The following is a 14,017-nucleotide window of genomic DNA, read 5'->3' on the forward strand; positions in this document are numbered from 1 at the left end:
CCCATGAACAAGTACGTCTCCAGAGGGATGTGGTTCACCCTCTGCGTCGGCGGGCTGTGGCTCGCCGGAACGGCCGCGGCGAACGCGGCCGAAACGTCCGGCGGCGACGGCGTCGCCACCGGCGACCAGGCGGTCGTCGGCATCACCGTCCCCGTCTCGATCTCGGGCACCGGCATCTCCGTCCTCGGGGATGCGACGAGCACCGGATCCACCGCGAGCGCCCCGGCGGCGCCCGCCGCCCCGTCGGCCTCGATCTCTCCCGACTCCGTCGGCGGAGTGCTGAGCGGCGACCAGGCGGTCGTGGCCGTCAGCGTCCCGGTGGACGTCTCCGGCAACGCCGTGAGCGTCGTCGGCGACTCCGCCAGCAGCGGCTCCGATGCGTCCGCTCCGGCGGCCTCCGGGTCCGGCAGCAGCGCGACCTCGTCCGGCTCCGACGGCGTCGGGTCGGGCATCCAGGCGCCGGTCTCGGTCGCCGTGCCCGTGACCGCGGGCGGGAACGCGATCTCGGTGGTGGGCGACTCGGCGTCGTCCGACTCCTCGGCGACGGCCCCGGCGGCCGGATCCGGGTCGACCGCGACCGCGTCGGGCTCCGGCTCGGACGGCGTGCTCTCGGGCATCCAGGCGCCGATCAGCGCTGTGGCGCCGGTGACGGCGGGCGGCAACGCGATCTCGGTGCTCGGTGACGCGAGCAGCACGGGATCGACCACGACCGCACCGTCCGGAAGCGGCTCCGGCGGCGGCGCGACCGCGACCGGCGGCTCGGGCTCGGACGGCGGGATCCTCTCCGGGATCCAGGCGCCCATCGGTGCGGCGGTCCCGGTGACGGTCGGCGGTGACGCCGTGTCCGTGATCGGCGATGCGACCACGTCCGGCTCCACCACGACGGCGCCCGCGACCGGGCCCGGCTCGACTGCGACCGGTTCGACCGCGAACGGCGGCTCGGGCGGCATCCTGTCCGGCATCCAGGCTCCGGTCGACGCTGCGCTGCCGGTGACGGCGGGCGGTGACGCGGTGTCCGCGATCGGCGACGCGACGACCTCCGGGTCGACGACGACCGCTCCGGCGGCCGGCTCGGGCAGCGGAACCACCGCGACCGGAGGGTCGACGGACGGCGGCGTGCTGTCCGGCATCCAGGTGCCCGTCGGTGCGGGCGTCCCGGTGACGGTCGGCGGCACGGCGGTCTCCGGGATCGGTGACGCCACGTCGGCCGGATCGTCCACCACCGCTCCCGCGACCGGCGGCGCCACCGCCGGCGGCGGATCGACCGGCGGGACGAACGGCGGGACGAACGGCGGAACGGGAACCACCGGCGGCGGTCTGCTCGACGGCATCGGTCTCCCGATCGGCGTCGACGTTCCCGTGACGGTGGGCGGTGGAGCGATCTCTGTGGTCGGTGACGCCACCACGACGGGCTCGACGACCACGCCGACGAGCCCGACGACGCCGACCACCCCGACGACGCCGACGACGCCGACCACCCCGACGACGCCGACCACCCCGTCGACGCCGTCCGCCGGCGAGCTGTCGGCACCGGCGACGGTCGCCTCGACCGGGGGTGCCACGGCGCTCGCGGGCGGCGCGATGTCCGGTGCGATGTCGGGTACCGCGGCCCTCGCCTCGACGGGGTCGGACGACCTCGGCCTCGGGGCGCTGGGTGCGCTGCTGGCGCTCCTCGGAGTGATGCTCGCCTTCACCACGGCCGGTCGCGGCCGTCGGCACCACCACCTGCGGTGAGTGTCCGCGCCCGCTGAGCGCGGGTGATGTCTTCCCGGCACGCCGGCAACCCCAGCCGCCGGCGTGCCGGGAATTCGCGCGCCCGCAGCCGTTCCCGGCTCAGAAGCCGATCGGCCGCCCCGGGGTCAGCGGTTTGTCGTTGCCGACGAAGGCGCGGCCGCCGTTGTACGCGCGCTCACGCCGCTGCACCTCCGCCAGGAGGGCCTTGTTGAGCATCTCCGACCAACTGCTGTCCCGTTCATCGAAGGACGTCCGGCGGTATGCGGCCCGCGCCCGGTTGCGCATCGCGTCGGTCAGGTAGAAGGTCACCGTCGTGCGCTTCGGGGGCCGCTTCGAGTGGCCGGGCGCATCTGCCGTCGGCGGGGCGGACGACGGTCGCACCTCGGCTCCGGTTGCAGGGGTCAGGGTCTCGTCGCCGGTGTCAGCGGGATGGTCCATGGCTCACCTTCCGTATCTCGAATGTCCATCATCGATCTCACATACTAATTGGCAGCGATGACCGCGGACCAGTATCCACAGATGCTACGCATGCTTTAAAAGCCCGATAATGCAGGCATTTTGGAGGAGCGCGAGGAGGGTCGTCAGTGCGACAAGCGCTCGACGATCGAGCCGAAGAGCTCCGGGCGACGCGCCGCGGTCGGCACGATCCGGGGCCGGAAGCTGGAGCGGGCGGCCAGCACGAGGGCCGACGTGAGCATCCGGAAGTCGCGGGTCGTCGCGCGCCACGCCCGCTCGTACTGCTCCGTGCTGCCGGCCCGCACCGCGGCGACCGACGCCCTGGCCTGCGCGAAGCCGACGCGCATCCCCTCGCCGGTGAGCGCATCCACGTAGCCGGAGGCGTCGCCGGCGAGCAGCACGCGCCCCGCGGAGCGCGACCGCGCCCGCTGGAGGAGCGGGCCCGCACCGCGCGGGTCCGAGACCGACGGCACACCGTCGAGCCGTCCCGCGAGCTCGGGGATCCCGGCGATCACCTGATCGATGTCGAGCGGACGGGAGCCGAGCACCGCGACCCCCACCGTCCGGTCGTCGACCGGCGTCACGTACGCCTCGGCGCCGTGCGACCAGTGCACCTCGACCAGGGACGTCCACGGCTCCACGCCGAAGTGCTTCCGCAGCCCGAAGCGCCGCCGCTGGGCCGCCTGCGCGCGTCCGTCGAGCCCGGCCATGCGGCGCACCGGCGAGTGCAGCCCGTCGGCCGCGATCACCCACGGCGCCTCGACGGTCTCGCCGGTGCTCAGGGTCAGCGTCACCCCGTCCGCGGTCTGCGATAGGGCGGTCACCTTGGCGTGGATGCGGTGAGCGCCGAGCTCAGCGGCCCGCTCCGCGAGCGCCTGGTGCAGAACGGTGCGCCGCACCCCGCGACCCGGACGCTCGGCGAACCGGTGCTCGACGCGCGAGGCGCCGTCCAGGTACGCGATGCCGTCGAGCCGGCGGCCGTGCGGGTCGACGCCGATCCGGTGCAGGGCGGCCAGCGCCCCCGGCATCAGGCCCTCGCCGCAGGCCTTGTCGATGGGGCCGACGCGTGGCTCGACGAGCACCACGTCCATCCCGTCGATGCGCGCCTCGATCGCGCACGCCAGTCCGATCGGGCCGCCGCCCACGACGACGACGTGCGGTTTCATGCGGGCGCCGGGGATCCGACCACGGTCGCGAGCGCCCGGTTCTCGCAGCGGATGCGGACGACCAGCAGCCAGGCGTTCAGCACCGTGAACGTCAGTGCTGTGATCCAGGCCGTGTGCACGAGCGGGAGGGCGAACCCCTCGACCACCACGGCGACGTAGTTGGGGTGGGTGAACCAGCGGTACGGGCCGCCGGTCACCAGCGGCAGGTCGCGCACGACGATCACCCGGGTGTTCCAGCGCGGACCGAGGGTCGCGATGCACCACCAGCGCAGCGCCTGGCTGGCGAGGACGAGCACGAGCATCGGCCAGCCGAGCCAGGGGAGGAACGGCCGACCCGAGAACCACACCTCGGCGAGGCAGGCGAGCAGCAGACCGGTGTGGAGCGCCACCATCGCGGGGAAGTGGCCGCGGCCGAACTCGACGCCGCCCCGCGCGAACGACCACTTCGCGTTGCGGGTGGACACCACCAGCTCGGCGATGCGCTCGGCGCCGGTGGCCAGCACCAGGACGGTGTACCAGATCATGCAGCGGCGTCCGGGGCCGAGACTTCCGCGACCGTTAGCGGCGCGAGGATCGCCCGCTCGGCGCCCTCAGCCCAGCGCAGCAGCACCAGCTCGCTCGTCACACCGGGCCCGAGCGCGAACAGGAGCCCGATCGTGCCGGCGGGATGCGCATCCAGCTGCTCGGCGAGCACGTGCAGCACGGCCGCCGACGACAGGTTGCCGACGTTGGCCAGCGAGCGCCAGCTCGCATCCAGCGCCCCCTCGGGCAGGTCGAGTGCCTGCGAGAACGCCTCGAGCACCTTCGGGCCGCCGGGATGCGCGGCCCAGGCGCCGACGTCGGCGACCTCCAGGCCGTGGGCGGCGAGGATGCCGCGGGCGTCACCGGCGAAGTTGCGCTCGATCACCTCGGGCACGCCGGCGCTCAGCACGATGCGGAACCCGGTGCCGCCGATGTCCCAGCCGATCACGTCCGCGGTGTCCGGGTAGATGTGGCTGCGGGTGTCGACGACCTCGGGGCCGGCGAGACCCAGCTGCTCGGCGCGACGCTCGCCGACCATCACAACCGCGGCCGCTCCGTCGCCGAACAGGCCGCTGGCGACGATGTTGGCCATCGAGTCGTCGCTCGCCTGGACGGTCAGCGAGCACAGCTCCACCGACAGCAGCACGGCGACCTCGTCGGGATGCCCCGCCAGGTAGTCGTTGACACGGGCGATGCCCGCGGCCCCGGCGACGCAGCCCAGCCCGAAGCTCGGGAGGCGCTTCACGTCGGACCGCAGGCCCAGGCGCGAGACCAGCTGCGCGTCGATGGAGGGCGCGGCGATGCCGGTCACGGAGGTGAAGAGGAGGAAGTCGACGTCGGCCGGTTCGAGCCCGGCGGAGGCGAGCGCGGCCGTGAGAGCGCGCTCGGCGAGCGAGGTCCCCTCCGCGATGAAGTAGTCGTTGGACTCCTGGAACGACGCCAGCGAGCTGTACCGCTCCAGGGGCATCACCAGGCTCCGCGTCTGCACCCCCGAGGAGGCGTGGATGCGGCGCATCACCTGCTGCCGCGCAGGGTCTGACGTGATCATCGCGAGCAGCGCAGCGGTGATCTCCCCTTGGCTGTAGCTCCGGGCGGGGAGCACCGGGGCCACCGACACGATTCGGCTCACATGCGAAACGTACCACCGGGTCCCGCCACCGGCACCGGCGGTCGGCGGATACCCAGCGGGCGGTCGCGCCACCCCGTGAGGAGCCGCGCGACCGCCCGCGGGAGAAGGGCTCAGCGGGCCCGGTGGATGCGGTCCTGCTGCGCCTCCGAGACCACGCCGACCAGCGGGTCGTGGAGGGCGGATCCGGGCTCGACGCCCATCACCTCTTCGACGATCGCCGCCGGATCCGCCTCGTCGAGGAGGCGCTGCAGCTCGACGCTCTGCGTGTCCTCTGCGACGTCGAACCGCAGGGCCGCGCCGATCGCGGACAGCAGCGCCGTCGGGACGCCGCCGACGTGCTCCGCGTAGTCGGACGCCGGACCGATGAAGCGGTCGTTGCGCCCGAGCTTGCGGATGGGCTCGCGGCCGACCCGCGTCACCTCGTCCACCAGGTACGGGTTCGCGAACCGTCCGAGGATCTTCTCGCGGTACGCCGCGAGGTCCGCTTCGGCCAGGCCGTGCTTCGCCGACAGCGCCGCGGACGTCTCCCGCAGCGCCGCCTCGGCGGCCGCGCGGACCGCCGGGATGGCGATCGCCTCGCTGATCGTCGTCGCCCCTTCGAGGAAGCCGCTGTAGGCGACCGTCGCGTGGCCGGTGTTCACCGTGAACAGCTTGCGCTCGATGTACGGGCCCAGCGAGTCGACGAAGTGCGCGCCGGGGATGCGCGGCTCGTGCCCGCCGAACGGCGTGCGGTCGACCACCCACTCGTAGAACGTCTCCACCGTGACATCGACGCCCGCATCGGCGGCCTGCGCCGGGACGATCCGATCGACCGCGGTGTTGGCGAAGACGGCGCGCGCGGCGAGCTCCTCGCGGGTGTCGTCGTCGGGGAGGCCGTCCATCAGCTCGGCGGCGAGCAGGTCGGTCGCGCCGATCGCGTTCTCGCACGCCATCACGGCGAGCCGGGGCGCGTCATCGGCGCGGGCCGCCAGCCCGCGGGCGATGACCGGCGCGACGAAGCGCAGGATGCGCGGGCCGACCGCCGTCGTGACGACGTCCGCCGACGCGATCTCCGCGACCAGGGCGTCCTCATCCGTCGCGCTGTTGATCGCCCGGAAGCCGGTCACCGTCTTCGTCTCGGAGTCCTCGCCGACGAGGTGCACGTCGTACGAGTCCGCGGCGGCCAGCGCGTCGATCAGCTCCGCGTTGACGTCCGCGAACACCACCTCGTACCCGGCTTCGTGGAGCAGGAGCCCCACGAAGCCGCGTCCGATGTTGCCCGCGCCGAAGTGGACGGCCTTCACGATGCGCTCCTCACTCGTTGACGTCGCCGAGCAGGGCGAACAGCGCGTCCGCGTCCGGGGCGTCGATCAGCTTCTGCACGTCGTCCTCCTCCGAGAAGAGGATCGCGATCTTCGACAGGATCTCGAGGTGCTCGTTGTTCTGCCCGGCGATGCCGACGACGAACCGCACCTCCTCGCCGCCCCAGTCGAGCGGCGAGGAGTAGCGGATGAAGGAGAGCGCCGACCGCTTGATCTCGTCCTTGGACTCGTTGGTGCCGTGCGGGATGGCGAGGCCGTTCCCCATGAAGGTGGAGACGGTGTTCTCGCGGTCCTGCATCGAGTCGACGTAGCCCGGTTCGACGGCGCCGGCTGCGACGAGCAGCCCACCCGCCTCCCGGATCGCGTCCTCCCGCGTGGTCGCGGTGCCCGCGGCCACGACGTTCGCCCGGTCGAGAATGGTGTCGGTCATTTGGTGGCGTCCTCCGGGGTCTTCTGCTGGCTGGCGACGAGGTCGACGACCTCGTCGTACTTGGGGCTGTTCATGAAGTTGTCGACGGACACGTGCACCGAGTTCGGCGACTGGCCCTTCGCGCGGTCGGTCAGCTGCTGCTGGGTGATGACGAGATCGGCGGTGCCGTCGAGGTTGCTGATCGCTTGGTTGGTCACAGTCACCCCTTCGATGCCGGCCTTCTTCATCTTGTTCCGGAGCACGGACGCGCCCATCGCGCTCGAGCCCATGCCAGCGTCGCACGCGAACACGATGTTGCGCACGAGCCGGTCGGTCGCGTCGCCCTGCGCGTCGCCGGTGTCGTGCTCGCCCTCCTGGACGAGGCCCTCCAGCACGGAGGACGACTTGCCCTTGTTGGCCTCGGTCTGGGCGACGGCGGCGGACAGGTCGCCCGCGTTGCCGGCCAGCAGGTCGCGCTTGCGGCTGGACCGCAGCACGATCGCGGTGAAGGCGAACGAGACCGCGGCGGCGGAGATGATCGCCAGCGCGATCCCCAGCATGTTCGACACCGGCGCTTGGGCGAAGATGGCGAACACCGACCCTGGCGCAGCCGGTGCACGGAGACCCGTCTGGAAGGCCACGTTGACGGCGACGCCGGTCATGCCGCCCAGGATGGCGCCGATGATCAGGATCGGCTTCATCAGCACGTACGGGAAGTAGATCTCGTGGATGCCGCCGAAGAACTGGATGATGAACGCGCCGGGAGCGGCAGCGCGCGCCGCGCCGAGACCGAAGATCGCCCACGCGAGCAGGATGCCTGCGCCGGGGCCGGGGTTCGTCTCGATGAGGAATAGGATCGACTTGCCCGCCTGCTGCGACTCCAGCGTCCCGATCGGCGTGAAGACGCCGTGGTTGATCGCGTTGTTCAGGAACAGGACCTTGCCCGGTTCGACGAGGATGCTGACCAGCGGCAGCAGGTGCACCGACACCAGCCAATCCACGCCCGCTTCGAGCGCCTTGCTCAGCCCCTGGACGAGCGGTGCGATGCCGAAGAATCCGCCGACCGCCAGCAGGAAGCCGAGGATGCCCGCGGAGAAGTTGTTGACGAGCATCTCGAAGCCCGCCTTGATCTTGCCCTCCCAGATGCGGTCGACGAGCTTCATCAGGTAGCCGCCGAGCGGTCCCATGATCATCGCGCCGATGAACATCGGGATGTCGGTTCCGACGATCACACCCATGGCGGCGATGGTGCCGACCACGCCGCCTCGGACGCCGTAGACCAGGCGACCGCCCGTGTTGGCGAGCAGCAGCGGGAGCAGGTAGGTGATCATCGGGCCGACGAGGCTGGCGATGTCCTTGTTGGGGAGAGGGCCCTTGTCGATGAAGAGCGCCGTGACGATGCCCCACGCGATGAAGGCGGCGATGTTCGGCATCACCATGTTGGAGAGGAAGGTGCCGAACCGCTGCACGTGGACGCGCGCGCTGTTGGGCTTCTTCGGGGTCGACGCCGTCGCCGACGTCTGTGTCGCCGATGTCATTCTGGTGCCTCGTTTCTGTCCTGGGACGTGAATCGGTCGGCGGCCGCTCGGACCGCCTCCCGGGCTTCGGCCGCGCCGTCGGCGGCCAGGGCGGTCTCGGCCAGGGATCGGGCCTGGCCGAGGGTGTAGCGCTTCAGGGAGAGCCGCACGTCGGCGAGCGCCGCCGGCGACATGGAGAGGGTGGTGGCGCCGAGGCCCACCAGCACGACGGCGAGCAGGGGGTCCGCCGCCGCCTCGCCGCAGATGCCCACGGGCTTGCCGGTCGCCGCACCCGCTGCGCCGACTTCGCCGATGAGGCGGAGGACGGCAGGATGCCACGGGTCCTGGAAGCCGGCGACCGAGCCGAGCAGGCGGTCGGCCGCGAGGGTGTACTGCGTGAGGTCGTTGGTGCCGATCGACGCGAAGTCGGCCAGCGGGAGGATGCGGTCGGCGAGCAGCGCGGCCGACGGCACCTCGACCATGACGCCGACGGTCTTCAGGCCGTACTCGCGGCCGAGCTCCGTGAAGTAGCGCGTCTCCTCGACGGTGGACACCATCGGCGCCATGACCCAGAGGTCGGCGTCGGTCTGGGCGTCCGCTTCGGCGAGGGCGGTGAGCTGCTCGCGCAGGATGTCCTCGTTGGCGCGGAGGGAACGCAGCCCGCGGAGCCCGAGCGCCGGGTTGTCCTCGTGCGCGTCGTTGAGGAACTCCAGCGGCTTGTCAGCGCCGGCGTCAAGCACACGGACGACGACTTTCCGGCCGCCGCTGAAGGCGCGCAGCAGGGCGAGGTACTGCTCCCGCTGCTGCTCGACGGTGGGCGCCATCCGCTGGTCGAGGAAGAGGAACTCCGTGCGGAACAGCCCGACGCCCTCCGCGCCCGCGGCGATCGCCGCCTCGGCGCCCTCGGCCGAGCCGAGGTTCGCCAGGAGGGGGATGGCGGTACCGTCGGCGAGGGCGCCCGGCTCCACGCCGCCGGCGAGCGCCGCGGCCCGCTCCTCGATGCGGCGCTGCGCGTCGGCGCGCTGCTCGTCGGTGGGCGAGACGGTGACGGTGCCGGAGGCCGCATCCACGATCACCTCGTCGCCGTCGGAGAGCCGGTCGGCGCCGTCGGCCCCGACGATCGCGACGATCGACTTCTCCCGGGCCAGGATGGCCGTGTGCGAGGTCGGTCCGCCCTCCTTCGTCACCAGGCCGAGCACCTTCGTCAGGTCGAGCAGGGCCGTGTCGGCAGGAGCGAGGTCGTGGGCGACCAGGACGTACGGGGTGTCCGAGTCCGGAACGCCGGGAGCCGGCTTGCCCTCCAGCGCGGCGACGACGCGCTGCGAGACATCGTCCAGGTCGCCGGCGCGCTCGCCCATGTAGCCGCCGAGCTCCTTGAGCATGTCGCGGAACACCGCGAACCCCTCGAAGACGGCCCGCTCGGCAGTGCGGCCGCTGTCGATCCGCGACGCGACGTCGTCGGCGAGGGTGGAGTCCTCCGCCATCATCGACTGGGCCTCGAGCACATCGGCGGCGGTGCCCTGGACGGTGGATGCGCGCCGGCGGAGGTCCGCGGCGACCGCGGCCACCGCCTCCTGGACGCGCGCCTTCTCCTCGCCGGGGGTGCGGGTGCTGGGCTGGTCGGAGGGCTCGGGCAGCGGAGCGGACATCCGGAGCACCGGGCCGACGGCGACACCCTGGCCGATGCCGGCGCCGCGGAGCAGCGTGGCTGATTCGTTCGCGTTGGCGGTCATGATCAGGCGTCGTGGTCCGTGGCCAGGATCTCGGCCAGGTCGTCGAGCACGGCCTCGCCGTCGGCGGCGTCGGTGGTGAGCACGATCTTGTCGCCGTGGTCGATGCCCAGCGAGATCACTCCGAGGATGCTGCCCGCGTCGACGGTCTTGCCGCCCTCCTTGGTCAGCTTCACCTTCGCACCCGAGCCGTTGACCGCCTCGACGAAGAGCTTCGCCGGGCGGGCGTGCAGCCCGTGCGTCGATCCGACGGTGATGATCCGTTCAGCCATGGTTCTGATCTCCTTCGCTCGGTGTCGGCCGGAGGCGGCCGCCGTCTCTCATAGTGTCGTCGCCTGGGCGCTGAGGGCCAGGTCCAGCGCGCTGTCGCCGTCGAGGGCGGCCGGGGAGACGGGAGGGAGCACGGCGACGGCGGTGCCGGTCGCGGCGGCGCGCTCGCGGAGGCCAGGCACGGCGTACTCGAGGTGCGCGCCGACGAGGACGACGTCGACGCCGGTGAGGGACTCCAGCTGGCTGGCGCTGCCCGGCTCGACCTCCACGACGGCTCCGCGGCTGCGTGCCGCGCTGCGCAGCTTCACGGCGACGAAGGTGCTGGACGCACCGGCGCCGCAGACGACCACGATCCTCATCGATCTTGCCTTTCCGGGTGACGCAGGGCCGCATCCATCGATGCGGGGAGGTGCTGGGTGGAGCTCATGGGACGACAGTCATGGTCCCTCCGGGCGGCGAGACGCTTCCAGCAGCGTTTCTTCCGGGGGTGCGGAAACATCGCCGGAACGCCCGGTCGCGGGCGCGAGGGGTGGTTGACTCGTGACGGGAAGGTGATCGCGGTGGCGCTCTCGGCGAAGCAGACGAGGATGCTGGACATCCTGGCGCGTCGTGCTGCCTGGGTGACGGCCGGCGAACTCGCCCACGACATCGGCGTGACGACCCGCAGCATCCGCTCGTACGCGGCCGCGCTCGGGGACGTCGTCGAGTCCGGTCCGAGCGGATACCGGGTCAAGCCCGACGCGTACGCCGCCTACCTGGCGGGCGACGGCAGCTCCGACACCGGGAAGGCCGGGTCGCCGCAGGAGCGGCTGGTCTTCCTGGCGCGCAGGCTGCTCGACGAGCCGGACGGCATCGACGTCTATGAGACCGCCGAGAGCCTGTTCGTCTCCGATTCGACCATCGAGTCCGACCTGACCCGGATGCGCGGGCTGCTCACCGGCACCGAGCTCACCCTCGAGCGGCACGGCTCGGCGGTGCAGCTGCTCGGACCCGAGATCGCGCGGCGGAAGCTGCTGAGCCGCCTGTTCCGCGACGAGATGCGCCAGAGCGTGATCGACGTCGCGCGCATCCAGGAGGCGTTCGGCGCGGAAGGGCTGGCCGAGTTCAAGTCGGACCTCGTCGCGATGCTCGATGCGCGCGGGTTCTTCGTCAACGAGTACGGCATCAACGACGTGCTGCTGCACATGGCGGTGGCGCTCGACCGGGTCGCCAAGGATCGTGTCCTCCCGACGGTGGAGGAGCCGGAGACCAGCGAGACCATCCAGTCGCTCGCCCACGACCTCGGCGAACTGATCGAGCGGCGGTTCGGCACCACGCTCGACACGACCGAGCTGCGCTACCTCGCCATCCTGATGCGCACACGGGTGATCGCGCCCGGGGCCGGCCGCGACCCGATCGAGGAGTTCGTGAGCCCCGCCGACCTCGACGTCGTCCGCGGGATCATCGACCGCGCCTCCAGCGAGTACCTCGTCGACCTGCACGATGAGGACTTCATCGTGCGCCTCAGCCTCCACGTGCAGAACCTCGTCGCGCGCGCCCACGAGAACACGTACTCGCGTAACCCCCTGACCCGGTCGATCAAGAGCTCGTACCCGATGATCTACGAGCTCGCCGTCTACATCGCCAGCCGTCTGCAGGCCGCCGAGGGCATCGCGGTCAACGACGACGAGATCGCCTACATCGCCATGCACGTCGGCGCCTACCTGGAGCAGCAGTCGCGGCGGCGGGACGCGGTCACCTGCGCGGTCGTGTGCCCCAACTACTACGACATGCACATCCTGCTGCGCGACCGGCTCGAGAGCACGCTCGGCGACGAGCTCGACATCACCAGCGTCATCACCTCGACGGACGTGGACTGGGAGGAGCTCGACGCCGACCTGGTGCTGACCACGATCGACCCGCGGGGGAGGCGCGAGAACACGGTGATCGTGCAGCCGTTCCTCACCGAGACGGACGTGGAGCACATCCGCCAGGCCGCCTCGCGCATCCGCCGCCAACGCCACCGGGCGCGTATCAAGAGCGAGCTGCTCGAGTACTTCGACGAGAGCCTGTTCCTCCGCAACTTCTACGCCCGCGATTCGATCACCCTCATCCGTGCCCTCGGCGACCGGATGATCGCGGCCGGGGCGATCGACCAGGAGTACGTCGACCAGACCGTCGAGCGCGAGCAGATGTCGTCCACGGCGTTCACCGACTCGCTGGCCGTGCCGCACGCGATGACGATGAGCGCGAAACGCACCGCCATCGCGATCGTCATCAACGACACCGCCATCGACTGGGGGGATGCGCGGGTCAACGTCATCGCGTTCATCGCGTTCTCCGCCGCCGGGCGCGCGTCGTTCCAGACGGTCTTCGACCAGTTCGTCGAGGTCTTCTCCGACCGGGAGGCCGTGCTCGGCCTCATCCGCCGCGCCGACACCTTCACGGCCTTCATCGACGAGCTCGTCCGCATCATCGACGCCTGACGGCCGATCCCGGAAAAAGCGGACCGCCCACCGTCACGTGGACGGTGGGCGGCCGGTGCGCTACGAGGAGCGCGTCACTGGTTGGCGGTGACGGCGTACGTGACGGAGACGCCGGGGGTCTTCACCGCGACGGTGTACTTGTCGTTGGTGTAGACGGCGGCGCCGTCCGTGGCGCCGGGCTGCTCGGTGTAACCCTTGGCCTTCAGCGCCGACTGGGCGTCTGCGAAGGCGTCCTTGCCGGACGGCTGCACGGTGACCGACCAGCCGTTGTCCTTGTCGCCGCGGGCGACCACGACGGTGCCGTCCACAAGGGGGACGTCGTCCTTCGGGAAGTCGGACGGCAGCTCCTCGGAGGTCGCCCCGGAGTCGGAGGAGTCCGAGGACCCGGAGGTCGCCTGCGCCGAGGACGAGGAGCCGGCGGTCTGCGGGGTGACGTAGTTGCTGTTCCCGGCGGTGGAGCACCCGGCCAGGGAACCGATGGTCAGGGCCGCGACGATGGCGGCCGGAACGAACGGATTACGTGTGCGCATGATGATTCCTAGTGCTGTATGAGGTGCGGTTTCGCAACACATCAGCCTACCCGGGCAGCCGTGGCGCGGCCTAGTCCCGTCCTCGGGCCCGTTGAGAGGCCCGCGTCAGCCGAGGAGGAGGGACCGGAGCTGGTCGGCCGAGTGCACGACGGCGATCGCGCCGGCGGCCTCGGCGGGGGAGCCGTAGCCCCACTCCACGAGGATCGTCGGCAGGCCGTGTGCGGCGGCGCCCTCGACGTCGTACTGGCGGTCGCCGACCATCACGGTGTGATCGAGGTCGACGCCGCGCTCCTCGAGCCGGCGCAGGGCCTCGGCCACCACATCCGCCTTGGCGCTGCGGCTCTCATCCTCGGTCGCGCCGGTGATCACCTCGAAGTACTGGGCGAGGCCGAAGTGCTCCAGGATGCGCGTGGCCTGCAGCTCGGGCTTGCTCGTGGCCAGCGCGAGCGGGATGCCGGCGGCGTGCAGCCGCTCCAGCAGTCCGCGGATTCCGGGGAACACGGCCGAGTCGAAGGCGCCGTGCTGCGAGTAGTCGGCGCGGTACACGGCGAGCGCGTCGCGCGCCGCGGGCTCCGTCATCCCGCCGAGCTCCTGCAGGGACTCGAGCAGCGGCGGCCCGACGTACTCGAGCAGCTGCGCGGGGGAGGGGACCGGCTGGCCCAGCGTCGCGAACATGCGCGCGAGCGAGGAGGTGATGCCGGGGGCGGAGTCGGTGAGGGTTCCGTCGAGGTCGAACAGGATGCAGGTCCACGTCCGGGTGACGGTGGTGGTCGGGTTGGTCATAGCGG

Annotated in this window: 14 protein-coding genes; 2 read left to right on the plus strand and 12 right to left on the minus strand. The window is 71.6% G+C overall.

All coding sequences use genetic code 11. The features are described from left to right. Positions 1 to 3: 3 nt before the first annotated feature. Positions 4 to 1,734, plus strand: a complete 1,731-nt coding sequence (locus J2W45_RS13750) for a hypothetical protein (RefSeq protein ID WP_310132846.1) — start codon at positions 4 to 6, stop codon at positions 1,732 to 1,734. Between the two features lie 99 nt (positions 1,735 to 1,833). Here J2W45_RS13750 and J2W45_RS13755 read toward each other — a convergent pair whose 3' ends face one another. The 10 genes from J2W45_RS13755 to J2W45_RS13800 all read right to left on the minus strand — a co-directional run bounded on the left by J2W45_RS13755 (position 1,834) and on the right by J2W45_RS13800 (position 10,593). Then, on the minus strand, positions 1,834 to 2,172 hold the full coding sequence (locus J2W45_RS13755; protein ID WP_310132848.1) for a ParB family protein: 339 nt from the start codon (positions 2,170 to 2,172) through the stop codon (positions 1,834 to 1,836). 143 nt (positions 2,173 to 2,315) lie between these two features. Further along, positions 2,316 to 3,356 (minus strand): NAD(P)/FAD-dependent oxidoreductase, encoded by a 1,041-nt coding sequence (locus J2W45_RS13760; protein WP_310132853.1) that lies wholly within the window; start codon positions 3,354 to 3,356, stop codon positions 2,316 to 2,318. Continuing rightward, positions 3,353 to 3,880, minus strand: a complete 528-nt coding sequence (locus J2W45_RS13765; protein ID WP_310132855.1) for an isoprenylcysteine carboxyl methyltransferase family protein — start codon at positions 3,878 to 3,880, stop codon at positions 3,353 to 3,355. The genes J2W45_RS13760 and J2W45_RS13765 overlap by 4 nt, the downstream gene beginning before the upstream one ends. Next, positions 3,877 to 5,007 carry a type III polyketide synthase gene (locus J2W45_RS13770; RefSeq protein WP_310132857.1) on the minus strand — a complete coding sequence of 377 codons (1,131 nt, stop codon included), beginning with the start codon at positions 5,005 to 5,007 and terminating at the stop codon, positions 3,877 to 3,879. The genes J2W45_RS13765 and J2W45_RS13770 overlap by 4 nt, the downstream gene beginning before the upstream one ends. A gap of 110 nt (positions 5,008 to 5,117) precedes the next feature. Further along, complete coding sequence (locus J2W45_RS13775) at positions 5,118 to 6,290, minus strand: mannitol-1-phosphate 5-dehydrogenase (protein WP_310132861.1); 1,173 nt, start codon at positions 6,288 to 6,290, stop codon at positions 5,118 to 5,120. A 10-nt stretch (positions 6,291 to 6,300) separates the two neighbouring features. Then, the gene (locus tag J2W45_RS13780; protein WP_310132864.1) at positions 6,301 to 6,738 is read right to left on the minus strand and encodes a PTS sugar transporter subunit IIA; all 438 of its coding nucleotides are present in this window, start codon (positions 6,736 to 6,738) and stop codon (positions 6,301 to 6,303) included. Then, positions 6,735 to 8,255, minus strand: coding sequence for a PTS mannitol transporter subunit IICB (locus tag J2W45_RS13785; RefSeq protein WP_310132866.1), 1,521 nt, complete (start codon positions 8,253 to 8,255; stop codon positions 6,735 to 6,737). The genes J2W45_RS13780 and J2W45_RS13785 overlap by 4 nt, the downstream gene beginning before the upstream one ends. Beyond that, positions 8,252 to 9,967: a phosphoenolpyruvate--protein phosphotransferase gene (gene ptsP, locus J2W45_RS13790; protein WP_310132869.1), complete on the minus strand. Its 1,716-nt coding sequence runs from the start codon at positions 9,965 to 9,967 to the stop codon at positions 8,252 to 8,254. The genes J2W45_RS13785 and ptsP overlap by 4 nt, the downstream gene beginning before the upstream one ends. A gap of 2 nt (positions 9,968 to 9,969) precedes the next feature. Next, positions 9,970 to 10,236 (minus strand): HPr family phosphocarrier protein, encoded by a 267-nt coding sequence (locus J2W45_RS13795; RefSeq protein WP_121263210.1) that lies wholly within the window; start codon positions 10,234 to 10,236, stop codon positions 9,970 to 9,972. A gap of 48 nt (positions 10,237 to 10,284) precedes the next feature. Then, complete coding sequence (locus J2W45_RS13800) at positions 10,285 to 10,593, minus strand: PTS sugar transporter subunit IIB (RefSeq protein ID WP_310132874.1); 309 nt, start codon at positions 10,591 to 10,593, stop codon at positions 10,285 to 10,287. 201 nt (positions 10,594 to 10,794) lie between these two features. On the opposite strand from J2W45_RS13800, the gene J2W45_RS13805 reads away from it, so the two are divergent. Continuing rightward, positions 10,795 to 12,699, plus strand: a complete 1,905-nt coding sequence (locus tag J2W45_RS13805; protein WP_310135030.1) for a BglG family transcription antiterminator — start codon at positions 10,795 to 10,797, stop codon at positions 12,697 to 12,699. A gap of 74 nt (positions 12,700 to 12,773) precedes the next feature. On the opposite strand, the gene J2W45_RS13810 is transcribed toward J2W45_RS13805, so the two are convergent. Continuing rightward, the gene (locus tag J2W45_RS13810) at positions 12,774 to 13,229 is read right to left on the minus strand and encodes a hypothetical protein (RefSeq protein ID WP_310132876.1); all 456 of its coding nucleotides are present in this window, start codon (positions 13,227 to 13,229) and stop codon (positions 12,774 to 12,776) included. A 105-nt stretch (positions 13,230 to 13,334) separates the two neighbouring features. Further along, positions 13,335 to 14,012 (minus strand): HAD hydrolase-like protein, encoded by a 678-nt coding sequence (locus tag J2W45_RS13815; protein WP_310132879.1) that lies wholly within the window; start codon positions 14,010 to 14,012, stop codon positions 13,335 to 13,337. Positions 14,013 to 14,017: the final 5 nt, after the last annotated feature.

Source organism: Leifsonia shinshuensis, assembly GCF_031456835.1.
GTDB lineage: Bacteria > Actinomycetota > Actinomycetes > Actinomycetales > Microbacteriaceae > Leifsonia > Leifsonia shinshuensis_C.